26 protein-coding genes and 1 pseudogene are annotated in these 23,324 nt (G+C 71.4%); 11 read left to right on the forward strand and 16 right to left on the reverse strand.

What is annotated here, in order from left to right; genetic code table 11:
- From FCN22_RS22400 to FCN22_RS19385, 4 genes and pseudogenes are all read right to left on the reverse strand, one after another.
- A pseudogene (locus tag FCN22_RS22400) lies at positions 1-194 on the reverse strand (IS30 family transposase); the annotation flags it as partial.
- 98 nt (positions 195-292) lie between these two features.
- Positions 293-1,000: a L,D-transpeptidase family protein gene (locus FCN22_RS19375; protein ID WP_137123212.1), complete on the reverse strand. Its 708-nt coding sequence runs from the start codon at positions 998-1,000 to the stop codon at positions 293-295.
- Between the two features lie 160 nt (positions 1,001-1,160).
- On the reverse strand, positions 1,161-1,991 hold the full coding sequence (locus FCN22_RS19380) for a L,D-transpeptidase family protein (RefSeq protein WP_137123213.1): 831 nt from the start codon (positions 1,989-1,991) through the stop codon (positions 1,161-1,163).
- Between the two features lie 234 nt (positions 1,992-2,225).
- On the reverse strand, positions 2,226-3,200 hold the full coding sequence (locus tag FCN22_RS19385) for an HpcH/HpaI aldolase/citrate lyase family protein (protein WP_137123214.1): 975 nt from the start codon (positions 3,198-3,200) through the stop codon (positions 2,226-2,228).
- Between the two features lie 93 nt (positions 3,201-3,293).
- Between FCN22_RS19385 and FCN22_RS19390 the strand changes: the two genes are divergently transcribed.
- The 4 genes from FCN22_RS19390 to FCN22_RS19405 are packed head-to-tail and all read left to right on the forward strand — an operon-like array spanning position 3,294 to position 6,879.
- Positions 3,294-3,818 (forward strand): hypothetical protein, encoded by a 525-nt coding sequence (locus tag FCN22_RS19390; protein ID WP_137123215.1) that lies wholly within the window; start codon positions 3,294-3,296, stop codon positions 3,816-3,818.
- Between the two features lie 36 nt (positions 3,819-3,854).
- A complete protein-coding gene (locus FCN22_RS19395; protein ID WP_137123216.1) occupies positions 3,855-5,132 on the forward strand; it encodes a magnesium transporter MgtE N-terminal domain-containing protein in 1,278 nt (425 codons plus the stop codon).
- Positions 5,125-5,736, forward strand: coding sequence for a DUF1003 domain-containing protein (locus FCN22_RS19400; protein WP_137123217.1), 612 nt, complete (start codon positions 5,125-5,127; stop codon positions 5,734-5,736). Before FCN22_RS19395 ends, FCN22_RS19400 begins: the two co-directional genes overlap by 8 nt.
- A gap of 9 nt (positions 5,737-5,745) precedes the next feature.
- Positions 5,746-6,879 carry an Mrp/NBP35 family ATP-binding protein gene (locus tag FCN22_RS19405; RefSeq protein ID WP_137123218.1) on the forward strand — a complete coding sequence of 378 codons (1,134 nt, stop codon included), beginning with the start codon at positions 5,746-5,748 and terminating at the stop codon, positions 6,877-6,879.
- Positions 6,880-6,892: 13 nt separating this feature from the next.
- On the opposite strand, the gene FCN22_RS19410 is transcribed toward FCN22_RS19405, so the two are convergent.
- The 4 genes from FCN22_RS19410 to sigE are packed head-to-tail and all read right to left on the reverse strand — an operon-like array spanning position 6,893 to position 9,917.
- Positions 6,893-7,264 (reverse strand): sec-independent translocase, encoded by a 372-nt coding sequence (locus FCN22_RS19410; RefSeq protein ID WP_238384860.1) that lies wholly within the window; start codon positions 7,262-7,264, stop codon positions 6,893-6,895.
- A gap of 31 nt (positions 7,265-7,295) precedes the next feature.
- Complete coding sequence (locus tag FCN22_RS19415) at positions 7,296-8,717, reverse strand: S1C family serine protease (RefSeq protein ID WP_137123219.1); 1,422 nt, start codon at positions 8,715-8,717, stop codon at positions 7,296-7,298.
- Positions 8,718-8,754: 37 nt separating this feature from the next.
- Complete coding sequence (locus FCN22_RS19420) at positions 8,755-9,288, reverse strand: zf-HC2 domain-containing protein (protein ID WP_137123220.1); 534 nt, start codon at positions 9,286-9,288, stop codon at positions 8,755-8,757.
- Complete coding sequence (gene sigE, locus FCN22_RS19425; RefSeq protein WP_137123221.1) at positions 9,285-9,917, reverse strand: RNA polymerase sigma factor SigE; 633 nt, start codon at positions 9,915-9,917, stop codon at positions 9,285-9,287. Before sigE ends, FCN22_RS19420 begins: the two co-directional genes overlap by 4 nt.
- A 158-nt stretch (positions 9,918-10,075) precedes the next feature.
- Here sigE and FCN22_RS19430 point away from each other — a divergent pair, with 158 nt between their 5' ends.
- Positions 10,076-10,708 (forward strand): O-methyltransferase, encoded by a 633-nt coding sequence (locus tag FCN22_RS19430; protein ID WP_137123222.1) that lies wholly within the window; start codon positions 10,076-10,078, stop codon positions 10,706-10,708.
- A 90-nt stretch (positions 10,709-10,798) separates the two neighbouring features.
- On the opposite strand, the gene FCN22_RS19435 is transcribed toward FCN22_RS19430, so the two are convergent.
- Positions 10,799-10,966: a DUF3117 domain-containing protein gene (locus tag FCN22_RS19435; protein ID WP_137123223.1), complete on the reverse strand. Its 168-nt coding sequence runs from the start codon at positions 10,964-10,966 to the stop codon at positions 10,799-10,801.
- Positions 10,967-11,106: 140 nt separating this feature from the next.
- On the opposite strand from FCN22_RS19435, the gene FCN22_RS19440 reads away from it, so the two are divergent.
- The gene (locus FCN22_RS19440) at positions 11,107-11,910 is read left to right on the forward strand and encodes a PaaX family transcriptional regulator (protein WP_137123224.1); all 804 of its coding nucleotides are present in this window, start codon (positions 11,107-11,109) and stop codon (positions 11,908-11,910) included.
- 36 nt (positions 11,911-11,946) lie between these two features.
- Positions 11,947-12,786, forward strand: coding sequence for an enoyl-CoA hydratase/isomerase family protein (locus FCN22_RS19445; protein ID WP_137123225.1), 840 nt, complete (start codon positions 11,947-11,949; stop codon positions 12,784-12,786).
- A gap of 132 nt (positions 12,787-12,918) precedes the next feature.
- On the opposite strand, the gene FCN22_RS19450 is transcribed toward FCN22_RS19445, so the two are convergent.
- Both FCN22_RS19450 and FCN22_RS19455 read right to left on the reverse strand, forming a co-directional pair.
- Positions 12,919-14,166, reverse strand: a complete 1,248-nt coding sequence (locus FCN22_RS19450) for a putative hexosyltransferase (protein ID WP_238384861.1) — start codon at positions 14,164-14,166, stop codon at positions 12,919-12,921.
- Between the two features lie 46 nt (positions 14,167-14,212).
- Positions 14,213-14,536: a DivIVA domain-containing protein gene (locus FCN22_RS19455; protein ID WP_162308261.1), complete on the reverse strand. Its 324-nt coding sequence runs from the start codon at positions 14,534-14,536 to the stop codon at positions 14,213-14,215.
- A 14-nt stretch (positions 14,537-14,550) separates the two neighbouring features.
- Between FCN22_RS19455 and folP the strand changes: the two genes are divergently transcribed.
- Positions 14,551-15,441, forward strand: a complete 891-nt coding sequence (gene folP, locus FCN22_RS19460; protein WP_137123227.1) for a dihydropteroate synthase — start codon at positions 14,551-14,553, stop codon at positions 15,439-15,441.
- Between the two features lie 4 nt (positions 15,442-15,445).
- Here the strand turns inward: folP and FCN22_RS19465 are convergent, their stop codons facing one another.
- Positions 15,446-16,195 (reverse strand): LOG family protein, encoded by a 750-nt coding sequence (locus FCN22_RS19465; protein WP_137123228.1) that lies wholly within the window; start codon positions 16,193-16,195, stop codon positions 15,446-15,448.
- Positions 16,196-16,247: 52 nt separating this feature from the next.
- Positions 16,248-17,321: a succinyl-diaminopimelate desuccinylase gene (gene dapE, locus FCN22_RS19470; protein WP_137123229.1), complete on the reverse strand. Its 1,074-nt coding sequence runs from the start codon at positions 17,319-17,321 to the stop codon at positions 16,248-16,250.
- 60 nt (positions 17,322-17,381) lie between these two features.
- Between dapE and dapD the strand changes: the two genes are divergently transcribed.
- A complete protein-coding gene (dapD, locus tag FCN22_RS19475; protein WP_137123230.1) occupies positions 17,382-18,329 on the forward strand; it encodes a 2,3,4,5-tetrahydropyridine-2,6-dicarboxylate N-succinyltransferase in 948 nt (315 codons plus the stop codon).
- Positions 18,316-19,248: a hypothetical protein gene (locus tag FCN22_RS19480; protein WP_202911699.1), complete on the forward strand. Its 933-nt coding sequence runs from the start codon at positions 18,316-18,318 to the stop codon at positions 19,246-19,248. Before dapD ends, FCN22_RS19480 begins: the two co-directional genes overlap by 14 nt.
- 78 nt (positions 19,249-19,326) lie before the next feature.
- On the opposite strand, the gene FCN22_RS19485 is transcribed toward FCN22_RS19480, so the two are convergent.
- The 3 genes from FCN22_RS19485 to fdxA form a co-directional block, all read right to left on the reverse strand.
- Entirely contained in the window at positions 19,327-20,616 is a 1,290-nt protein-coding gene (locus FCN22_RS19485; protein WP_137123231.1) for a citrate synthase, read from the reverse strand.
- A 103-nt stretch (positions 20,617-20,719) separates the two neighbouring features.
- The gene (dapC, locus tag FCN22_RS19490) at positions 20,720-21,856 is read right to left on the reverse strand and encodes a succinyldiaminopimelate transaminase (RefSeq protein ID WP_137123232.1); all 1,137 of its coding nucleotides are present in this window, start codon (positions 21,854-21,856) and stop codon (positions 20,720-20,722) included.
- A 12-nt stretch (positions 21,857-21,868) separates the two neighbouring features.
- Entirely contained in the window at positions 21,869-22,195 is a 327-nt protein-coding gene (gene fdxA, locus FCN22_RS19495) for a ferredoxin (protein WP_137123233.1), read from the reverse strand.
- A gap of 102 nt (positions 22,196-22,297) precedes the next feature.
- Here fdxA and FCN22_RS19500 point away from each other — a divergent pair, with 102 nt between their 5' ends.
- The gene (locus tag FCN22_RS19500) at positions 22,298-23,272 is read left to right on the forward strand and encodes a GNAT family N-acetyltransferase (RefSeq protein WP_137123234.1); all 975 of its coding nucleotides are present in this window, start codon (positions 22,298-22,300) and stop codon (positions 23,270-23,272) included.
- Positions 23,273-23,324 lie beyond the last annotated feature (52 nt).

The raw sequence follows: 23,324 nt of genomic DNA on the forward strand, positions 1-23,324 counted from the left end.
AAACATCGCTTGCGTCGTCCCGCATCCGCCGATGGCATCACCCCGCCACGATCTCGAAACCAGGCCCGCCCCTTGGTCGCCGACACGCCCACCACCACCGCGGCCTGCTCAACCGTCAGGCAATCGCGGACCTGAGCCCAGAACCGATACTCCACCTCAACCGGCAACCGCGGACTACCCCGACGAGCACTCATCTGCACACCTCTCAACGCCAGGTGTTGCAGTCACCCCTTGAGGCCAAGGTCCCAATTCGGGCACCTAACCTCTCGATGATTCCGCACCGGAGGTGGGGTCAGTAGACGTTGACCCCGGTGCCGATGCCCATCCGGCCGCCCAGCCAGAGCAGGTTCATGGCCGCGATGCTGACCCGGACGCAGCCGTGCGACGCGGGGTAGGTCGGGACCGACGTGTAACCGTGCACCGCGATGCCGCCGTTGAAGTACATCGGACGATAGAGCGAGCCGAGTGGTCCACTGTCCCAACGGTTTCGCTGGAGGTAGACGCGGTAGCGGCCGGGTGTCGTGCGAGCACTCCACCAGCGGCCCTGGCTGTAGTAGGGGTTCTCCGAACCGGTGCTCGCGGCGAGGATCGTCCGCACCCGGCCGGAGTCGACCACCAGCAGGACCTGCCGGTCTCGGTGCACCTCGATGACGTGACCGCTGTGAGTCCTCGCGGCCGGGCGCACACCTGCGCGGACCTTCGACCATGTGACCGGCCCGCAGATCCCGTCCCTCGCGATCCTCGCGACCTTCTGCAGCGCGATGACTGCCGAGCGTGTCATACCGCCGAAGACGCCGTCGACCGCGCCGCACCAGTAACCGAGGTAGGACAGCCGACGCTGCAGTGACCGCACCGCCGTGCCGTGGGAACCCTGTCGGAGTGTGGGCGAGGTTGCCGCAAGCGCGGGTTCGGCCCCTGACACCACCCCCAGCAGTCCGAGTGCTCCACCGGCAGCGGTGGCCGCTGCCCCCTTCACGAATGCCCGTCGTTCCAGTTCCATGACCTGCTCCCCGAGACGCTGTCACCCTTGGCCGGCGCCCCGGCGGCTCCGGCTCTCACTGACTGACACGCGCGGCATCCCAGTCTGGTTGTGCAGGGATGCGCCTGTCTCGAGAATGACGGAATTGGTTGCAGAGCCTCAGGACTGGCCCTCGTCGCGGTCAGTAGACGACGACGGCGGTACCCATCGTGATGAGTCCGCGGGCGAGGATCATGTCCATCGCCGGGATGGTGAGGCGGCAGCAGCCGTGGGAGGCGGGATGGGGCGGCACCGACGTCGACCCGTGCACCGCGATGCCACCGTTGAAGAACATCGGACGGTAGAGGTCGCCGAGCGGGCCGTGGTCCCACCCCTCCTTGCGGTAGTAGACGTGGTAGCTGCCCGGCGTGGTGCGCGCGCTCCAGGTGCGGCCCTCGGAGACGTAGGGCACCTCGGACCCGGTGCAGGTCGCGAGGATCGTTCCCACCCGGCCGGAGTCGACCACGAGCAGCACCTGCGTGTCACGGTGGATCTCGATGACGTGACCGCTGTGGGTGCCGGCTCGGGGACGCGTGCCCGCCTCAAGGGCACGGTTGGTGGCCGATCCACACAAGCCGTCGCGGGTCAGGCCGGCCACCTTCTGCAGGGCCGTCACGGCAGAGGTGGTCAGGCCGCCGTAGTGGCCGTCCGGCGTTCCGCACCAGTAGCCGAGCTCGCCGAGCCGTCGCTGCACGCCGAGGACCGCGTCGCCGGAGTCACCCGGGCGCAGGACCGACGGCACCGCCGGGGTCTCGTCCTGCGGCTCGGCCTCGCCGGAGTCCGACCCCTGCTCCGAGTCGGGGGGCGAGTCTGCTCCGTCGTCGGGATCGGGCGCTGGCGGTCCGCTCGGGGCCTCCGGTGGCTGGCCGGCGTCGGATGCGGGCCGGCGTCCGAGCATGACCGCGACCCCCACCGAGGCCCCCACCGAGGCGGCGTGCTTGATGAAGTCCCGCCGCAGCATCGAGCTCGTCACGTCTGCCCCTCCTACCGGGCACGACCGCCCGCCTCATCCTCATCGGTTCCTACCACGGCAGACGCCCCGTGACGGTGGTCGGTTGTGTGAGCCGCCCAGTCGTTGCCAATCGGTGACCTACGTGCTGGCGCGCGGCCACGTGATACCGCTCGGGACCCGCGCGAGCCCCCGGAGCCAGCATGCCGAGCAGGGACCCGGAGTCGGACGCCGGGCCGAGGCGTGAGACGGCGCCCGTCAGGAGTCCGGACGCTGCCAGCGGTCCTGACGCGTCATCCCGGCCGCGCGACCCTTGCTCGAGATCACCAGCGCCATCTTGCGCGAGGCCTCGTCGATCATCTCGTCGCCCAGCATCACCGCACCCCGCTTGCCGCCGGCCTCAGAGGTGTGGAACTCGTAGGCGTCGAGGATGTTCTCGGCGTGGTCGTAGTCCTCCTGGCGCGGACTGAACACCTCGTTGGCCGCGTCGAGCTGGCCCGGGTGCAGCACCCACTTGCCGTCGAAGCCAAGGGCCGCCGATCGCCCTGCGACCCGGCGGAACCCATCGACGTCGCGGATCTGCAGGTAGGGCCCGTCGATGGCCTGCTTCTCATGCGCCCGCGCCGCCATCAGGATCGACATCAGGATGTGGTGGTAGGCGTCGCCGACGTCGTACCCGTCCGGTTGCTCCCCGACCACGAGCGACTTCATGTTGATCGACGCCATGAAGTCCGCGGGCCCGAAGATGATCGTCTCCACCCGCGGCGACGCGGCGGCGATCGCGTTGACGTTGGTGAGTCCCAGCGCGTTCTCGATCTGCGCCTCGATGCCGATGCGGCCCTCCTCCAGACCGGTGGCCCTCTCGATCTGGCTGAGCAGCAGGGCCAGCGCGACGACCTGCTCCGCGGTCTGCACCTTGGGCAGCATGATCGCGTCGAGATTCGCCCCGGCGCCCTCGACCACCTCGACGACGTCGGCGTAGGTCCACTGCGTGGTCCAGTCGTTGACCCGGACGGCACGGACCTTGCCCTCCCAGCCGCCCTCGTTCAACGCCGCCACGATGTTCTTGCGGGCATCCGGCTTGGCCAGCGGCGCCACCGCGTCCTCGAGGTCGAGGAACACCTGGTCGGCGGCCAGCCCCTTGGCCTTGTCCAGCATCTTGGGGCTGGAACCGGGCACGGCGAGGTTGGATCGGCGGGACCGGAGCGGACGGGACACGGGCAGGCTGCTCATCCCGGGACCCTACCGAGGCGTATGCCGGGTCGTCACCGGCTCGCGCCCGTGACCTTGGCCACCCGTCGCCCGCGAAGCCGTAGGGTCAGGAAGGTGACCGACCTGTCCCGGCTCGTCGCCGAAGCCGCCAGCAAGTCCGGCCTGCTCTGGGTGGAGGTGCCGGGCGACCGGGCCTGGCCGGTGTGGCACGTCTGGGTCAACAACACGGCATACGTCGTCAGCGGTCCCGGGGAGCAGCCGCTGCCCGACCTGCCCGACGAGGTGGTGCTGGTGCTGCGCAGCAAGGACCACGAGGGGCGCCTGCTGCGGGTACCGGCGCACACCCGGCGGCTCTCGCCGGAGGACGCCGACCTCGACGACGAGTGGGGCACCGCCACCCAGGCGCTCAAGGCGAGCCGGCTCAACGCGCCACCGGGCGACACCGTGGCGCGATGGGCCCATGACAACGTCGTCATGGCCCTCTCGCCGCACGGAGACGCGCTCGAGGAGCCGGGGCACTACGACGACGCCTCCGGCGCGGCGGCGCCCGTGCCCACGCCGGCCACCACCGCGACGTGGCGGCCGTGGCACGCCAGGGGCAGGCCCCGGGTGCGCCGTCGCCGCCGCCGCCGAGCCTGACCGGCTCGTCCGGCCTCGCCGGATAGCCTTGCCTGCGTGACCTCGACGACGCGCGTGTTCGTGGCCCGGCTGGCCGGGCTCAGCGTCTTCGACCCGTTGGGCGACGAGGTGGGGCGCGTCCGCGACGTGGTGGTCAGCTTCGGCTCCGTCCGTCGCCCACCGCGGGTCATCGGGCTGGTCGTGGAGGTGCCGGGCCGCCGCCGGGTGTTCGTGCCGATGACCCGCGTCACGAGTGTCGATGCCGGGCAGGTCATCACGACCGGGCTGGTCAACATGCGACGCTTCGAGCAGCGCAGCACCGAGACGCTCGTGCTCGCCGAGCTGCTGGACCGGCAGATCCACGTGTCCTCTCCCGACGACGGCGAGTTCGACGCGACGGTCGAGGACATCGCGATCGAGCAGCAGCGCAGCCGCGACTGGGCCATCGTCAAGGTCTTCTGCCGCAAGGGCAGCCCACAGCGCGGACTCTCCCGGTTCGGGCGCCGGCGCGGCGAGACGGTGCTGGTCGACCTGCACGAGGTCTCCGGGCTGCACGAGCCCGACGCCGGCCAGGGCGCGGCCCGGCTGCTCGAGACGTTCGAGGAGCTCAAGCCCGCCGACCTGGCCGACGCGCTGCACGACCTCAGCCCGAGACGGCGCAGCGAGGTCGCCGCCGCGCTGCCCGACGACAAGCTCGCCGACGTCCTCGAGGAGCTGCCCGAGGACGACCGGGTCGAGATCCTCACCCACCTGGCCACCGACCGGGCCGCCGACGTGCTCGAGGCCATGCAGCCCGACGACGCGGCAGACCTGCTCTCCGAGCTGCCCGCCGAGACGGCCGAGCAGCTGCTGCAGCTGATGGAGCCGGACGATGCGGAGCCACTGCGGCGGCTGCTCACCTACGACGAGGACACCGCCGGCGGCATGATGACCACCGAACCGGTCATCCTCAGCCCCGAGGCCACGGTCGCCGAGGCGCTCGCGGTGGTCCGGCGAGTCGAGCTGTCACCGGCGCTCGCGGCCGCGGTCTTCGTCTGCCGGTCACCGCTGGAGACGCCGACCGGCAAGTGGCTGGGGCTGGTGCACATCCAGCGGCTGCTGCGCGAGCCTCCCCAGGCCGCGGTGGGATCGATCCTGGACAAGGACATCGAGCCGCTCATGGCCAATGCGCCGCTGGGCGTGGTGACCCGCATGATGGCCAACTACAACCTCGTGGCGGTGCCGGTGGCCGACGAGGAGGGGCGGCTGATCGGCGCCGTCACCGTCGACGACGTGCTCGACCACATCCTGCCCGAGGACTGGCGCGAGGAGCGGGACGAGGTGACCCATGGCTGAGCGGTCCCGCCGCTACGAGAGAGACGCAGCACGGCTCGACCAGCCGCGCGAGACGCGTCAGCCGTTCATCCGGCGCCCGAACATGGACCCCGACGCCTTCGGCCGGTTCGCCGAGGGCTTCGCCCGGTTCATGGGCACCGCCCGCTTCCTGGGCTACATGACGGTCTTCGTCATCGTGTGGATCGCCTTCAACCTGGTGGGCCTGTTCGGCCTGAAGTGGGACCCCTACCCCTTCATCCTGCTCAACCTGTTCTTCTCCACCCAGGCGTCGTATGCCGCCCCCCTGATCCTGCTCGCGCAGAACCGGCAGGACGACCGGGACAGGGTGACCATCGAGCAGGACCGGGCCCGCGACGAGCGCAACCTCGCCGACACCGAGTACCTCACCCGTGAGGTCGCCGCGCTGCGCATCGCCATGCGCGACATGGCCACCCGCGACTACCTGCGCTCCGAGCTGCGCAGCCTCCTCGACGACATGGACGACCGGTTCCGGTTGAGCGAGGCGAACGGTGACGCGGCGCGGCCCGATGGCGGGGTCGGCGCATCCGTCACGCGTGCCCGGCGCGAGCAGCCCGAGACCGGTCGCGGTCAACGCACGACCTAGCATGGGGGCATGCCCGCCCCTTCGCACGACGCCCTCATGGCGGCCCTCGCCACGGTCAACGATCCCGAGATCCGCAAGCCCATCACCGAGCTCGACATGGTCGAGTCGGTGGAGGCCACCGAGTCCGGTCATGTGGTCGTGACCGTCCTGCTCACGGTGTCGGGCTGTCCGCTCAAGGACACCATCACGCGTGACACCACCGCCGCCCTGGCGGCGGTCGAGGGCGTGACCGGCGTTGACGTGCGACTCGGCGTCATGTCTCCCGAGCAGCGCAAGCAGCTGCGCGAGAGCCTGCGCGGCGGCGCCGCCGAGCGCGAGATCCCGTTTGCCCAGCCCGGTTCGCTCACGCGGGTGTATGCCGTGGCGTCCGGCAAGGGGGGCGTCGGCAAGTCGTCCGTGACGGTCAACCTGGCCGCTGCGCTGGCCGAGAGCGGCCTGCGGGTCGGCATCGTCGACGCCGACATCTACGGCTTCTCCGTGCCCCGGATGCTGGGGGTCCAGCACAGCCCCACCCAGGTCGACGACATGATCCTGCCTCCGATCGCGCACGAGGTGAAGGTCATCTCGATCGGCATGTTCGTCCCGGGCAACCAGCCGGTCGTGTGGCGTGGCCCGATGCTCCACCGCGCCCTGCAGCAGTTCCTCGGCGACGTGTTCTGGGGCGACCTCGACATCCTGCTCCTCGACCTGCCGCCGGGCACCGGCGACATCGCCATCTCGGTGGCGCAGCTGATCCCCGGCGCCGAGATCCTCGTGGTCACCACGCCGCAGCAGGCAGCCGCGGAGGTGGCCGAGCGGGCCGGCTCGATCGCGCTGCAGACACACCAGCGCATCGTCGGCGTCATCGAGAACATGTCCTGGCTCGAGCTGCCGGACGGCTCGCGGCAGGAGATCTTCGGATCCGGCGGCGGTCAGGTGGTGGCCGACTCGCTGACCCGCTCGGTCGGGGCCGAGGTGCCGCTGCTCGGTCAGATCCCGCTGGACACCCGGCTGCGCGAGGGCGCCGACAACGGCTCCCCGGTGGTGCTGTCCGAGCCGACCACCCCAGCGGCCGTGGCGCTGCGTGGCATCGCCCGCGGACTGCGCACGAGGTCGCGCGGCCTGGCCGGCCGCTCGCTCGGGCTGACCCCCACCGGCCGATGATCCCTCCCGAGGATCAGGTCGCGTCCACGTCGTAGGGCGTGGGGGCCGACGGGTCGTACTCGGGCGCGCGACGCTGCGCCGGCATCGTCGGCCCGGCCTCATCGGCAGGGCTCTCGGCGTCGACCTCGTCGTCGCCGTCGTCGAGCAACGCCTCCCGGACGATCCGACGCGGGTCGTAACGCCGGGGGTCGAACTGCTCCCAGTCGACGTCCTTGAACTCCGGCCCGAGCTCGTCGCCGAGCTGGCTGCGCGCGTTCTCGGCCATCGTCCTGGCCTGACGGACCAACCGACCCAGCTTCTGGGCATACTCGGGCAGCCGCTCGGGTCCGAGCACGATGAGGCCCACGACCACGAGGATCACGAACTCCCACATGTTGACGGGCACGGTTGTCCTTCGCTCGGTCCTGTTGCGGCGTTCAGCCGCTGCCTTCGAGGGTCATCTTCACAGTACGCTCCCGGCCGTCGCTGCGGACCAGCAGTGTGACGACGTCCCCGATCGCGTGCGCGCGGATCTGCACGACGAGCTCGTCGGTGTCGGTGACCGGCTTGCCGTCGAGCTTGAGGATGACGTCGCCGGGCTTCAGCCCGGCCTTGTCGGCGGGACCGCCCGGGACGACGGGGTCCTGCCCGCCGGCGTCCTTCGTGTCGATGATCTTGACGCCCTGCCCGTCATACCGGCGGTCGAGCAGCACTCCGATGACTGGGTGCTCGGCCTTGCCGGTCTTGATGAGCTGTTCTGCCGTCCTGCGCGCCTGGTCGCTCGGGATGGCGAAACCCACTCCGATGCTGCCTGACTCGTCGCCGCCCGCGCTGGGGATCCGGGCGATGGCCGAGTTGATCCCGATGACCCGACCTGACCCGTCCAGCAGCGGCCCCCCGGAGTTGCCGGGATTGATTGCTGCGTCGGTCTGGATGGCGTTGATGTAGGAGCGCTCGTCCTGTGAGTCCCCAGCGGAGACAGGGCGGTTCAACGCGCTGACGATGCCGCTGGTGACGGTGCTCTCCAGCCCGAGTGGCGCCCCGACCGCGATGACCGGGTCCCCGACCGCCACCCGCCTGGACGAGCCGAACGTGAGCGTCGGCAGCCCCTTCTCCTCCACCTTGACAACGGCGAGGTCGTATGACGCGTCGCTGCCGACGACCTTGCCCCGCTCCTGGGTGCCGTCCGAGAACTGCACGATGATGCTGGTGTCGCCGCCACCCATCGAGACGACGTGGTTGTTGGTCAACAGGTAGCCGTCCTCGCGGACGATGAATCCCGACCCGGTGCCGGCCCGGCCGTTGCCCCTGACCTTGAGGGTGACGACACTGGGCAGTGCCTTGGCGGCGATGTTGGCGATCGAGCCCTCCGGCCGGCTCGTGGCCCCGGCTCCCGGGGAGAGCGCAAGGGTGCTCTGGTCGTCACTGGCCAGGTAGGCGCCGGTGACCCCACCGAGGACCCCGGCGACCAGCGCGAGCAGGACCGCGCCGACCAGGAGCCCCCAGCCCAGGTGGCTACCGCTGTCGGGGCGGGAGGGGGCCGGTGGCCAGGGACCCTGCGGGGGCGGGCCCTGCGGGGTCGGACCGACCTGCCACGGGCTGCCCGGATATCCCGGTCCGCGACCGGGCTGCTGTGGTCCCCATGGTGCCCGGGACGGCCCCGGCCCTGGCCCCTGGACATATGGGCCCCCGGGCTGGTGGGCCGACGGCCCGACGGGCGGCGGCGCGTAGGGGCCGGCTGGCGGCGGCGTCGCTCCGCTCCATCCTCGCCGCTCGTCGTCGCCGCTGTCTCCCGCGTTCGCGCTCCTCGGCGGCGGCGTCGCTCCGCTCCATCCTCGCCGCTCGTCGTCGCCGCTCATGCGGCGATTGTGCCCGATCGGGCTCCGCGCGGGGCGGTCAGGGCAGATGCCGGTGGTCGACCTGGAAGGCCGCCGCCCCTGCCGGGACGACCCTCCAGCCCGACATCGACGTGTCGAGGTCGACCGGCCGCACGACCGCGCCCGACGGGTTGGCGACGGGTGTGGTGCCGTCTGTGGGAAGCGGCTGGGCGCCGGCCACCGCCCACGCCGCCACGGCGCACGCGGCGGCGGCAGCGCCCGCGAGGGCGAGGGAGAGACGGGCCGACCGGTGCATGGCCGGCGCTCCGGTGGACAGGACAGGAAGCCGCTGCGGGCCGGACTCCACGGGCAGCGGCACCTCGGCGGCGAGTCCGAGCAGTGTCTGCCGCAGCGCGTCCCCGCCTGGCGGGACTCCATCGAGGCGACGCAGGGACTCGAGCAGGCGACGCTCCTCCGCTACGGCCTCGCCACAGGAAGGGCAGATCAGCACGTGCCGATCGCAGACCCACAGGTCGTGCTCGGGCATCGCCCGGTCGACGTAGTCGCTGAGCCGGTCCCCGAGGTGCTCGCGGACCGAGGGCTGGGTACTCATCGCAGGCCCGGGGCGACCTGCCCCACCGTGAGGGGCGGACGGCTCGAGGCGGTCTGCCGCGTGCGGTCGGGCGCCCGGTGAGCGAGCGCCTCACGCAACTGGGCGCGGCCGCGGTGGATGCGGGAGCGCACGGTGCCCAGCTTGATGCCGAGCGTCGCGGAGATCTCCTCGTAGGACAGGCCCTCGATGTCGCAGAGCACCACAGCCGCCCGGAAGTCGGGGGCGAGGGCGTCGAGGGCGCGCTGCACGTCGTCGTCGAAGTGGGTGTCGGCGTAGTGCTGCTCGGGGCCGGCCTCACGGGAGGGCAGCCGGGCGGCAGCGTCGTCGGCGAGCGCGTCGAAGCGGATCCGCTGCTTGCGGCGCATCTTGTCGAGGAAGACGTTGGTCGTGATCCGGTGCAGCCAGCCCTCGAAGGTGCCGGGCCGGTAGGAGTGCAGCGACCGGAAGACACGGATGAAGACATCGTGGGTGAGGTCCTCGGCATCGTGCTGGTTGCCCGTGAGCCGGTAGGCGAGGCGGTAGACCCGCGCGGAGTGCTGCGAGACGACCTCCTCCCAGGTCGGAGGAACCCAGGCGGCATCGACCGGCAACGTGCCGGCGGCGCCCTGCGGCTGATCGACGGTGTTCATACCTGCTCGGCTCCCTGGTGCCTGCGTCTTCGTGTCTCGACTGCGACCCGACACCCCGTGAGACGCCGTGACAGCGTCCATGGTTGCCGGTCAACCTGAGTATTTGCTGTGACATCTGGCCGCAGCTCCTCAGCGGCCGGGTCGCTAGGGTGTGACGCATGAGTGCACAGAAGCCGGCCACCTGGGCCTACTCGGAGGATTTCGTCGGCGAGACCGAGGTCATCGAGCGGGCCCGGCTTCGCGGTGAGGAGCTCGGGTGCACCCCGGTGCAGCCCGGCGTGGGGGCGGCGCTGCGCCTGCTGGCCGCCGCGGCCCGCGCCAAGGCCGTGGTCGAGGTCGGCACCGGAGCCGGCTCGTCCGGACTCTGGCTGATGGCCGGGATGCCCTCGGACGGCATACTCACGACGATCGACGTCGACCCGGAGCACCAGCGGGCCGCCAAGAAGGCGTATGCCGCGGCCGGCATCCCGCCGCAGCGCACCCGCGTGATCTCCGGCCCTGCCCTCGAGGTGCTCCCCCGGCTGACCGACGGCGCCTACGACATGGTCGTCATCGACGGCGACAAGCCGGAGTACCCGGCATACGTCGAGCAGGCGCTGCGGCTGCTGCGCCCCGGTGGCGTGCTCGCCCTCGACAACATGCTCTGGCACGACAAGGTGGCCGACCCGGCCGCCCGCGACGAGACGACGACCGTGCTGCGCGACCTCGGCAAGGCGCTCCGGGACGACGACGCCCTCGTGCCCGCCCTGCTGCCCACCGGCGACGGGCTCCTCGTCGCGGTGAAGCGCTGATCCTCGAGCGTCAGGCCCTCCCGCGCGACCGAAGCACCTCGGGCCCCGACCGTCATGGTCGGGGCCCGAGAATGTGTCGAGAAGGGGACGTCAGCCGAGGCAACCCTTGATCGCGTCACCGAGTGCCTGCGCCTCATCGGCGTTCATCTCGACGACCAGGCGGCCACCACCCTCGAGGGGCATGCGCAGCACGATGCCGCGCCCTTCCTTGGTGACCTCCAGCGGACCGTCTCCGGTCCTCGGCTTCATCGCCGCCATCGGGTTCCCCTTCCGTCGCGTGGATCTCCGAGCGTGCGCACCTCCACGCCACACCTTCTGTCTCGCGGCGCGCAGCAACTTAACCCCATTATCGCGCCTACCTCCTCCGGGGGGAAATCCGCATCGGCAAGACTGACCTCGTGCATGCACGAGCGGCAGTCTTCGACCTCTACGGCGACCACCTGCGCGACCGCGGCAACTGGGCGCCCATCGCGAGCATCATCCGACTGCTGGGTGCCGTCGACATCGCCTCCCCCGCGGTCCGCACCGCCGTGTCCCGGCTGGTCAGGGAGGGCTGGCTCGAGCGCGTCGAGCGGGAAGGCCAACGCGGGTATGCCGCGACACCCCGCGCGCGCGACCGGCTCGCCGAGGCATGGCGCCGGATCTACCGGACCGACGAGTCACCGTGGGACGGCAGGTGGCACGTGGTCATCCTGCGGCGCCCCCAGGATCGCACCGTGCGCGCCCGGGTCGCGGCCGGGCTCGGCTACCTCGGCTACGCCCGGCTCGCCCGGGACACCTGGGTGGCGCCGCGCCCGAACCCGGAGCTGTCGAGCGCGCTGCGGACCGAGGGGGTGACCTGCACGGCCTTCCACGCCGACTACGGCGACGACGGGCACGACCTCGCGGCCGGGCTGTGGGACCTGGCCGGCCTCGCCGACGACTACCGCGGCTTCCTGGAGCAGACCCGCCTGCTGCGGGCGCGGCTCCCCGCCGACCCGGACCCGCAGCTGGCCTTCGCCAGTCGCACCGAGCTGGTGCACGAGTGGCGCAAGTTCCTCTTCCGCGATCCCGGGCTGCCACCGCAGGTCCTCCCGCCCGTGTGGCCGGGGCACGAAGCCGCCGCCCTGTTCGACCAGACCTCGGCCGTGCTGCTGCCACCGGCCCGGGCCTTCGTCGACCAGTGCCTGGCCGGGGAGGAGCTGGCCGGCCAGGCGCACTAGCCTGCTGGCAAGTCCACGACCCGAGGAGCCCGTGCCATGTCTGAGCAAACACCACAGCCCGCCCGCCCGGCCGGCGCCCCGAACGCCACCGACGCGCCGGTCGCGGTGACGCGCGACGGCGGGGTGGCGACGGTGGCCCTCAACCGCCCCGACGCCATGAACGCGCTGGATACGCCCACCAAGGAGGCGCTCCTGACGGCGCTGCAGGGAGTCGCCGAGGACCCGACCGTGCGGTGCGTCGTGCTCACCGGCACCGGGCGGGCGTTCTGCGTGGGCCAGGACCTGCGCGAGCACATCGAGCTGCAGCAGCGGCGCGACCCTTCTCTGTGGGAGACCGTGCCCCGCCACTACAACCCGATCGTCGAGCTGCTGGCCACGATGGACAAGCCGGTCGTGGCCGCCGTCAACGGGGTGGCCGCGGGGGCGGGCGCGGCCTTCGCGTTCGCCTGCGACCTGCGGATCCTGGCCGAGTCGGCCGGCTTCAATCTCGCCTTCGCCGGCATCGCGCTCTCCTGCGACTCGGGCTCGTCGTGGGCGCTTCCGCGGCTGGTCGGCACGGCCAAGGCCAAGGAGCTGCTGCTCCTGCCGCGCACGGTGAAGGCACAGGAGGCGCTCGAGCTCGGACTGGCCACGCGGGTCGTGCCTGCCGACGAGCTCTCGTCCACCGTGGCCGAGCTGGCCTCGACGCTGGCCGCGGGCCCGACCCTCGCCTACGGCTCGATCCGCCGGGCGGTCGAGTTCTCGGCCGGACATTCCCTGTCGGAGTCCCTGGCCCACGAGGGCGAGCTGATGGCCCTGACCGGTGACACCCAGGACCACCACGCCGCGGTGCAGGCCTTCCTCGCCAAGGAGAGGCCGGAATTCACCGGCCGTTGAGGAACGGAACCCGCACGTCGCGCTGGCACTACTGCGCGACACGCCGTGCGACACACGGCCAACCCGTCAGCTCGCCGGGCTTGCGCCAGCGTCGCTTGCGTTTAGGCCGCCAGACTCGCCGTCAGGGCCCGGTCACGGGGGGTTGTCGACGGGCGGGACGAACATCCACAGCTCCCGCACCCACCAGACCTGCCAGGCCAGCCCGAGCAGGACCAGGATGACCGTGCGCAGCATGACGTGCCGGGACGCCTGGTCCCGGTCGTTGAGCCAGGCGCCGCCGACCATGACCGCCGCGAGCGGGAAGAGCTCGAGCAGGTAACGGTAGACGCTGGTCCACGGGTCGAGCACCGCACCGAGGTAGAGCACGTAGCCGAGGCACCAGGTGCGCAGCAGCGGCCCCAGACCGCGCGCCCAGGGCCCGCACACGACGACCACGAACGCGATGGCGATCAGCGCCAGCCCGATCGGGGCGACCGTGGACCCGAACAAGTACTGCCCCATGCCCAGCCAGGGCGCGAACGGGGTGACCTTGCCGGATGACCGCCAGGTCCCCATGGTGTCGGTGTACGCCGACGGTGACCCGGTGCCCCACCACACGATCGCCGGCCACATCAGACCGGCCACGCCGCACGAGACGAGGGCGGTCAGCATCGAGCCGTAGTCACGGCGGCTGACCGGCTCGCGCTCACGGCGGCGCCAGCGCAGGACCACCGCGACCAGCGCCACGAGTCCCAGCGGGAGCGCGATCGGCCGGGCCAGGCCGGTGCAGAGGGCCAGGACGGACGCGACCAGCCAGCGTTCCCGGCTCAGCGCGAGCAGGAACGCGCACAGCAGCAGGATCGCCAGCGACTCGGTGTAGGCGACCTGCAGCGACGGTGAGGGGGGCGACGCGGCATACACGCAGACGGCGGCGAGGGCGACCTTCGCGCCCAGCCGCTCCCGCAGCAGCACCCCCATGACGCCGGCCCCCACCGTCCCGAGCACGAGCGCCAGGCTCGAGCCGACCACCGGGAAGCCGAGGCCGGTGACCTTCATCAGGGCGCTGGCCATCATCGGGAAGAGGGGGTAGAAGGCCCACTCGTTCTGCTGCAGCGCGCCGCTCGCGTCGGTCGGAAGCACCGCGGGGTAGCCGTGCTCGGCGATGCGGCGATACCAGGTGCCGTCCCACAGGACGGTCATCGAGAAGTAGTCGGGGTGGGGACCGGTCCACGCGACCGGCTGCTGGTGGCGGGCGGCGATGACCAGCACGATCGCGGTGAACAGCCGCAGCGCGAGATAGGCGAGGACGACCTGCACCAGGAAGCGGTGTCGCAGCGCCACGACGGTGCGCAGCACGGAATCCCTCACCGGCGATGTGTGGGCGGTCAGGGTGTCGCTCACGCGGCGGCCACCGCCTCGCGGGCCTCGAAGGAACCCATCCGCGCGCTCAGCCCCCGCTGCTCTCGGCGTCGGGTCCACCCTCACTGCGGCCCTCTGGGCCACGCCGCAGCGAGGCGAGCTGCCGGTCGCGGTCCTCGAGCTCCTCGGTGAGCCGGGTGATCACGGCGTCCACCTGGTCCATCCGGTAGCCCCGCAGTCCCTGGTCGAACCTCAGGGCCAGCAGGTCGTCGCGACCGAGGTGGCCGTCGGGCAGCTGCTCCTGCCGGCGGCTCGAGACCGGATCGGACCAGTCTCCACCGAACTTCCCGAGCACGGCGGCAGCGGTCAGCCCCACGAGCACGACCACCACGCACACCTCCAGAACGATCACGAGATGATCGTGCCATGTCACGTCCGACGACTCACGCCCGCGACCTGGTCCTGCGGGGTCGCCGCTTCGCGCCGGGCGAGACCGCGCTGCTGGCCATCATCAACCGCACGCCCGACTCGTTCTACGACCACGGCGCCTTCGTGGAAGACGGGGCGGCCCTCGCGGCGGTGCGGACGGCGGTGGCCAACGGCGCCGATGCCGTCGACATCGGAGGCGTGCGGGCCGGGCCGGGCGACGACGTGGACGCGGCGGAGGAGGTGCGGCGTGTCGTGCCGTTCATCGCCGCGGTCCGCGAGCAGCATCCCGACCTGGTCATCAGCGTCGACACGTGGCGTGCCGCCGTCGCGGACGCGGCCTGCGCGGCGGGGGCCGACCTGGTCAACGATGCCTGGGCGGGCCACGACCCCGAGATCCTCGCCGCCGCCGCCGCCCACGGCGCCGGCTACGTCTGCGCTCACACCGGTGGTCACCCGCCGCGCACCGATCCGCACCGGGTCCGGTATGCCGACGTGCTGGCCGACGTGCTCGAGCGCACCACCGCGCTCGCCGAGTCGGCGGTCGAGGCCGGGGTGCGCGAGGACGGCATCCTCATCGACGCGGCCCAGGACTTCGGCAAGAACACGTACCACTCGCTGGCGGCGACCGGCCGGGTCGGCGAGCTGGTCGGCACGGGATGGCCGGTGCTGCTGGCGGTCTCCAACAAGAAGTTCGTCGCGGAGGCCCTGGGCCTCACCGGGCCCAAGACGGACCGGGTGACCGGCACGCTCGCGACCACCGCCGTGGCGGCCTGGGAGGGCGTGCGGGTCGTCCGCGCGCACGACGTGGCCGCGACCCGGCAGGTGCTCGACATGGTGGCCGCGCTGCGGACGGGCACACCGGCGCAGGCCCGCCGGGCCCTCGCCTGAGGACCTATTCGGGGCGTTTGGCCGGGAGCTGCTCCTCGGCCTCTGTGATGATCCGGACGGCCTGCTCCGGGTCGTCGGTGAGGTGGAAGAGGTCGACGTCGCGTGTGGCGATGGTGCCGCTGGCGAGCGCGGTGTCGCGCAGCCAGTCCAGCAGACCGCTCCAGTAGTCGCATCCCATCAGGACGATCGGGAAGTTGGTGACCTTGCGGGTCTGCACCAGCGTCACGGCCTCGAAGAGCTCGTCGAGCGTGCCGAAACCACCCGGCAGCACGATGAAACCCTGCGCGTACTTGACGAACATCGTCTTGCGCGCGAAGAAGTAGCGGAAGTTGATGCCGAGGCCGACGTAGCGGTTGAGGCCGTCCTCGAACGGCAGCTCGATCCCGAGGCCGACCGACGTGCCACCGGCCTCGAAGGCGCCCTTGTTGGCCGCCTCCATGGTGCCCGGTCCTCCTCCGGTGATGACGGCGTAGCCGGCCTCGACCAGGTGCTTGGCCACCTCGCCGGCCAGGGCGTAGGTGGGGTCGTCCGGCTGCACGCGGGCCGACCCGAACACGCTCACCGCCGGTCCGAGGTCGGCGAGCGCCCCGAAGCCCTCGACGAACTCGCTCTGGATGCGCAGCACCCGCCAAGGATCGGTGTGCAGCCAGTCGGCCTGCCCGTCGTTGTCCAGCAGCCGCTGGTCGGCGGTCGAGTCGGGCGCCCGTTCGCCCCTCAGGGTGACCGGGCCGAGTTGGTAGGTCTTGTCGCTCACGACCTCAACCTACGGGACGTCGACGTCCGACGCAGGGCTGTGCGGGCCGACCTCAACGCAGCCACCGCACCAGCGCCGACTCGGCGGCAACGAGCTGCTCGACCGGACAACGCTCGTGGTCATGGTGGGCGAGGTTCGGGTCACCGGGGCCGAAGTTCACGGCGGGCACGCCCAGCGCGGCGAACCGTGCCACGTCGGTCCATCCTTCCTTGGCCACCACGGGCAGGCCGAGCGCCTCGACGAAACCCTGCGCGGCCGGCCGCTGCAACCCCGGGCGCGCCCCGGCGGCCAGGTCGGTGACCTGCACGTCATACCCCTGCATGAGCGAGCGCACGTGGGCGACGGCCTGCTCGGCGCTCTTGCTGGGGGCGAAGCGGTAGTTGACGGTCACCACACAGGTGTCGGGGATGACGTTGCCGGCGATGCCGCCGTGGACGGCCACCGCGCCCAGCGCCTCGTGGTAGTCGAGCCCGTCGACCCGCACGATCTGCGGCTGGTAGGCGACGAGCCGCTGCAGGATGGTGCCGGCCTCGTGGATCGCGTTGTGGCCGTTCCACGGCCGCGCCGAGTGTGCGGCCGTGCCCCGGGCCACGACGTCGGCCCTCAGCGTCCCCTTGCAGCCGCCCTCGATGCTGCCGTCGGTGGGTTCGAGCAGCACGGCGAAGTCGGCGGCCAGCAGATCGGGCCGGTTGCGGCCGAGACGAGCCAGCCCGTTGCGCTCCTCCTCGACCTCCTCGCAGTCGTAGAAGACGTAGGTGATGTCCCGGGTGGGTTCGGGCACCGTCTGCGCCAGCCGCAGCTGGACCGCCACCCCACCCTTCATGTCGACCGTGCCGCGTCCGACCAGGTCGTCGCCGTCCCGCCTGGTGGGCAGGTTGGGCGGCTCGGTCAGGGGGACGGTGTCGAGGTGCCCTGCCAGCACGACCCGCTCGGCCCGTCCCAGGTCCGTGCGCGCCACGACGGCGTTGCCGTCACGGGTCACGGTCAGGTGTGGCAGCGTCGCGAGGGCGGCCTCGACGGCGTCCGCCAGGGCCGCCTCCTCCCCGCTCACCGACTCGATGTCGCACAGCGCGGCTGTCAGGGTGACGACGTCGGCCGTGAGGTCGAGCGTGGGGTGCGGGGGCATGCCACGCAGCGTATCCAAGCGGTGGCGATGGCCGTGGGCCGCTCGCCTAGGCTGTGGCCCATGACCGACGAGCGCGCGGCGTGGGGCTATGGCTTGACCACGGAGACCATGGACGGCCAGGTCCTCGACACCTGGTTTCCTGAGCCTGCGCTGGGGCCGGCCGACGACGACAGCCCCTACGGTCCCCCGGCCGACCTCGTCTCGCTCGACAAGGAGGACCCCCGCCGGGGAGTCCGGATGCGTGTCACCCACGTCTCGGTGGACCTCGATGCGCCGCCGGCCGACGTGCCGGACGCCTACCTGCGCCTCCACCTGTTGTCACACCGCTTGGTGCGACCCAACACGATCAACCTGGACGGCCTGTTCGGCGTCCTCACCAACGTCGTCTGGACCAGTCACGGCCCGTGCCCCGTCGACGATTTCGAGCGCAGGCGGATGCGGATGCGCGAGCTCGGGGCCGTCCAGGTCCACGGGATCGACAAGTTCCCCCGGATGACGGACTACGTCGTGCCCTCAGGCGTGCGCATCGCCGACGCCGACCGCGTCCGGCTCGGCGCCCACCTGGCGGCCGGCACCACCGTGATGCACGAGGGCTTCGTCAACTTCAACGCGGGCACCCTGGGCACCTCGATGGTCGAGGGGCGCATCGTGCAGGGCGTCGTGGTGGGAGACGGCACCGACGTGGGCGGCGGCGCCTCCATCATGGGCACCCTGTCTGGGGGCGGCACCGAGCGGATCAGCATCGGGGAGCGTTGCCTGCTCGGCGCCCAGTCGGGCACCGGCATCTCGCTCGGGGACGACTGCGTGGTCGAGGCCGGGCTCTACGTCACGGCCGGCACCAAGGTGCTCGTCACCGACGGCAATGCGTCCGAGGTCGTCAAGGCGCGGGAGCTGAGCGGACGGTCGGGGCTGCTCTTCCGCCGCAACTCCCAGTCCGGAGCGGTCGAGGCACTGCCCCGAGAGGGATTCGGGATCACGCTCAACACGGTCCTGCATGCCAACGACTGACCCACGCGAGCACCCGAGCCACCGCGACTTCCCGCACCTTCGTCCGCCCGGTTCCCGTCCCCACCACAGCCCCGCCCGGCGCCTGTTCGGTCGCGCCCTGGTCCTCGTGCTGGTGGCCGCGGTCGGTATCGGGGCCTTCGTCGGGGTCAGGGGGCTGCTGCACAACTTCGGCGCGCCGGGGTGCCGCTTCGTCGTCGGGTCGATGGAACAGTCGCTCACGCCCGAGCAGAGTGCCAACGCGGCGACCATCAGCGCGGTGGCGGTCCGCCGGGCCCTGCCCCCACGAGCGGCCACCATCGCCCTCACCACGGCGATCCAGGAGTCGAAGCTGCGCAACCTCACCTACGGCGACCGTGACTCGCTCGGGCTGTTCCAGCAGCGGCCGAGCCAGGGCTGGGGCACCGCCGACCAGGTGCAGGACGCCGTCCACGCGAGCGGCGCGTTCTACGACCGACTCATCCAGGTGCCCGGTTACGAGACCGCGCCGATCGGAGACATGGCTCAGGAGGTGCAGCGCAGCGGCTACCCCACGGCGTATGCCGAGCACGAGACCGAGGGACGCGTGCTCGCCTCGGTACTCACCGGGCAGGTCCCGGGCGCCATCGGCTGTCGCCTCGACCCGCCGAACGGCGCCGGAGACGCCGCCGCGCTGGCGCAGAAGCTCACGCGAGAGACCGGGCTGACACCCCGCGTCTCGTCCGGCGAGCTGACCGTCGCGGTGCGCACCCCCACGGTGGCGTGGACGGTCGGCGCCTGGGCCGTGGCGCACGCAGAGGCGGACGACGTCACCGCGGTGACGGTGGGTGACCACACGTGGACTCGCAGCCGTGAGGAGTCAGGCTGGACCTGGCCCTCGGCCGAACGCCCCGCCGCCACCTCGACGACCGTGCGCATCACCCTCGCCGGCGACTCCGGCTAGTCGCTCCCGCACCGACCGCCCCGCGTCCACGCCCCGGGAGGGGAGATCGTGGGAGGGGTGGGGCGAGAACTGGTGGGGTCAGCGCTTCTCGATCGCCGCGTAGTCGCGCTCGGTCTCGCCCACGTAGATCTGCCGGGGGCGTCCGATCTTGGTCTGCGGGTCCTCGATCATCTCGCGCCACTGGGCGATCCACCCCGGCAGCCGTCCCATCGCGAACAGCACGGTGAACATCCGCGTGGGGAAGCCCATCGCCTTGTAGATGAGGCCGGTGTAGAAGTCGACGTTGGGGTAGAGCTTGCGCTCGACGAAGTAGTCGTCGGCCAGGGCGACCTGCTCGAGCTTGAGCGCGATCTCGAGCAGCTCGTCGCGCTTGCCCAGCTTGCCCAGGATCTCGTCGGCGGTCTTCTTGATGATGGTGGCCCGCGGGTCGAAGTTCTTGTAGACGCGGTGGCCGAAGCCCATCAGCTTGACCCCGTCCTCCTTGTTCTTGACCTTGCGGACGAACTCGTCGACGTCGCCACCGTCGGCCTGGATGCCCTCGAGCATGTCGAGCACGGCCGCGTTGGCGCCACCGTGCAGCGGGCCGAAGAGAGCGTTGATGCCGGCCGAGACGGAGGCAAACAGGTTGGCCTGGGCCGACCCCACGAGGCGCACCGTCGAGGTCGAGCAGTTCTGCTCGTGGTCGGCGTGCAGGATGAGCAGCAGATCGAGCGCCTTGACCAGGTCGGGGTCGAGGTCGTAGGCCTCGGCCGGCAGCCCGAAGGTCATGCGCAGGAAGTTCTCGGTGAGCCCGAGGTCGTTGTCGGGGTAGAGGAACGGCTGCCCGACGCTCTTCTTGAAGGCGTAGGCCGCGATCGTCGGCAGCTTGGCGAGCAGGCGGACCGTCGAGATCTCGACCTGCTCCTGGTCGAACGGGTCGAGGCTGTCCTGGTAGAAGGTCGAGAGCGCCGAGACGGCCGAGGAGAGGACCGGCATCGGGTGCGCGTCGCGGGGGAACCCCTGGAAGAAGCCCTTGAGGTCCTCGTGCAGCAGCGTGTGCCGCCGCAGCCGCTGGTCGAAGTCGTCGAGCTGGTCGGCGGTGGGCAGCTCGCCGTAGATGAGCAGGTAGGAGGTCTCGATGAAGGAGGACTTCTCCGCGAGCTGCTCGATCGGGTAGCCGCGATAGCGCAGGATGCCGGCGGCGCCGTCGATGTAGGTGATCTTGGACTGGCACGAGGCGGTGTTGACGAAGCCCACGTCCAGCGTGACGTTGCCGGTCTCCTTCAGGAGCGCCGACACGTCGTAGCCGTCATTGCCCTCGTGGGCTTTGACGAGGGGGAAGCTCAGCTTGGTGTCGCCCGTCGTGAACGTGGCAGCGTCGTTGGTCATCTATTCGTCCTCCTCGAGACCCGGCTCCGTTGCCGGAAGATCAGCGCTCTCGACGGTACCCCAGAACGTCGAGCCACCTGAACGGGGCACCGGCCACGAAAGATCAGGCCAGTCGCTGCGCCGCCGCCTCGATGCGCTCGTCCGAGGCGGTCAGGGCGATCCGGACGTGCTCCGCGCCGGCAGGGCCGTAGAAGGTGCCAGGCGCCGCGAGTATGCCGTGCCCGGCCAGCCACTCGAGCGTCTCCCAGGAGCCCTCTCCTCGGCTCGACCAGAGGTAGAGACCCGCGTCGGAGTGGTCCACCCGGAAGCCGCTCGTTGCCAGCGCCTTGGTCAGGGTCGTTCTGCGGCGGGCATACCGGGCCTTCTGGACCGCGACGTGCTCGTCGTCGCCGAGCGCGGCCACCATCGCCCGCTGCACCGGCCACGGCAGCATCATCCCGGCGTGCCGCCGGACCTCGAGCAACCGACGCACCACCGACACGTCGCCGGCCACGAAGCCGGCGCGGTAGCCCGCCATCGAGCTGCGCTTGGACAGCGAGTAGACGACGAGCAGCCCGGTGGGATCACCTCTGCAGACCCGGGGGTCGAGCAGGCTCGGCGTGGAGACGGCCGCCCGGCCGGAGTCGTCCTCGCCCGGGTCCTCGCGCCAGTCCAGCTCGGCATAGCACTCGTCGCTGGCCACGAGCACACCGTGCAGGCGCGCCCAGCTCACCACCTTGCGCAAGTGGCCGAGGCCGAGCACCTGGCCGGTCGGGTTGGACGGGGTGTTGAGCCACAGCAGCCCCGGTGCGGATGCGCGCGTCATCGGCCCGAGGCCGGTCAGGCTGCGCATCGGCCGCGGCGACGCGCCCGCGAGCCGCGCCCCCACGTCATACGTGGGGTAGGCCACCTCGGGGTGCACCACGGTGTCGCCCTTGCCCAGGCCGAGCTGTGTGGGGAGCCAGGCGACCAGCTCCTTGCTGCCGATCGTGGGGAGCACGCCGTCGGGGTCGAGGCCCGGCACCCCACGCCGTCGCTCGAACCAGTCCACCACGGCCTGTCGTAGGTCGGGCGTGCCCCACACCTGCGGGTAGCCCGGTGCGTTCGACGCGTCGGCCAGCGCGCGCCGCACCACCTCGGGTGTGGCGTCGACCGGGGTGCCCACCGAGAGGTCCACGAGCCCCCCAGCATGAGCACTCGCTCGCTGCTTCAACGCAGCGAGCGAGTCCCACGGGAAGTCGGGCAGGCCGGTGGCCGTCATCAAGGACGAGGACTAGACGTCATGTTCCTGGGGTGGCAGGGCCGCGATGATCGGGTGGTCCTTCGGGATCAGGCCGAGCTTCGCCGCGCCGCCGGGGCTGCCGAGGTCGTCGAAGAACTCGACGTTGGCCTTGTAGTACTCGGCCCACTCCTCAGGCGTGTCGTCCTCGTAGTAGATCGCTTCCACCGGGCAGACCGGCTCGCACGCCCCACAGTCCACGCACTCGTCGGGGTGGATGTAGAGGGACCGCTGGCCCTCGTAGATGCAGTCGACAGGGCACTCTTCGATGCAGGCCTTGTCCTTGAGGTCGACACAAGGCTGGGCGATGACGTAGGTCATGGTGCTGCGGTCCTCCTGCGAACGGCTCGGTACCTTCTCAGTATGCCGACTCAGCTGCCACTACATCACGGCGGCCCACATTCTGGCAGGAGAAAATGAGCTGTGAAAACCCCAGACCCGTTGCCTCGTCTGCGTCTCGGGATCCGCGCTGTCGTGCGGCACGAGCTGCCCGACGGCCGCCACACCGACTCGGTGGGCACGATCGAGGCACTCGACGCCGCCACCGTCACCGTGCAGACGCGGCACGGCGTCGACGTGATCCCGCTGGCCGAGATCTCGATCGTCAAGGAGGTGCCACCCCGACCGGTGCGCAGGGGCGCTCCGCACCGCGCCCTGTCGATGAGCGACCTCGAACGGGTCATGGCCGCTGGCTGGCCGGCCGTCGAGCAGGCACCGCTCGGTGACTGGCGCCTGCGCGCTTCGGCGGGGTACACCAGACGCGCCAACTCGGTGCTGGCGGTGGGCGATCCGGGAGTCGAGCTCGGCGCCGCCGTGGAACGGGCGGAGAGTTGGTATGCCGAACGCGCCCTGCCCTGCCGGATCGCCCTGCACGGGCCGGCGGGGTTCGTCGCGGCAGACGATCCGCTGGGTGCGCTGCTGCTGTCACGCGGCTACCAGGAGGGCGAGCGCACCGCGGTGCTGACCGCGAGCACCGACCCGCTGCCGTCCACCGACGGGCCGACAGGCGTGACGGTCGACGCCCTCGACCGGCCCAGCGCTGCGTGGTGGTCGCTCGCCGACGTGTCGCCAGCGCACCGCGCTGCCGCGGAGCAGATCGTCGTGGCCGCCCCGGACCAGGTCTTCCTGGTGGCGGAGCAGGACGGGGCCACCGTGGCAGCCGTCAGGGTGGCCTTCGCGCACGTGTGGGCGGGGATCAACCTGCTGGCAGTGCGGCCCGACCACCGACGTCGGGGCCTCGGCCGTCTGCTGGTGGCGGCGGCCGCGGGTCAGGCACGCAGCCGGGGGATTCGCTCGGTCTACCTGCAGGTCGGCACCGAGAACCTCCCGGCCGTGGCGCTGTACCGGGCCGCCGGGTTCGAGTCCCACCACGAGTACTCCTACCTCGTCGCCGGCTAGCGCCCTGCACCGTGGCCGCAAATAGCGGGACGTCCTGCGTTGTGGTCGCCCC

Source organism: Segeticoccus rhizosphaerae (assembly GCF_005222685.1).
In the GTDB taxonomy this organism is placed as follows: Bacteria; Actinomycetota; Actinomycetes; order Actinomycetales; family Dermatophilaceae; genus Segeticoccus; species Segeticoccus rhizosphaerae.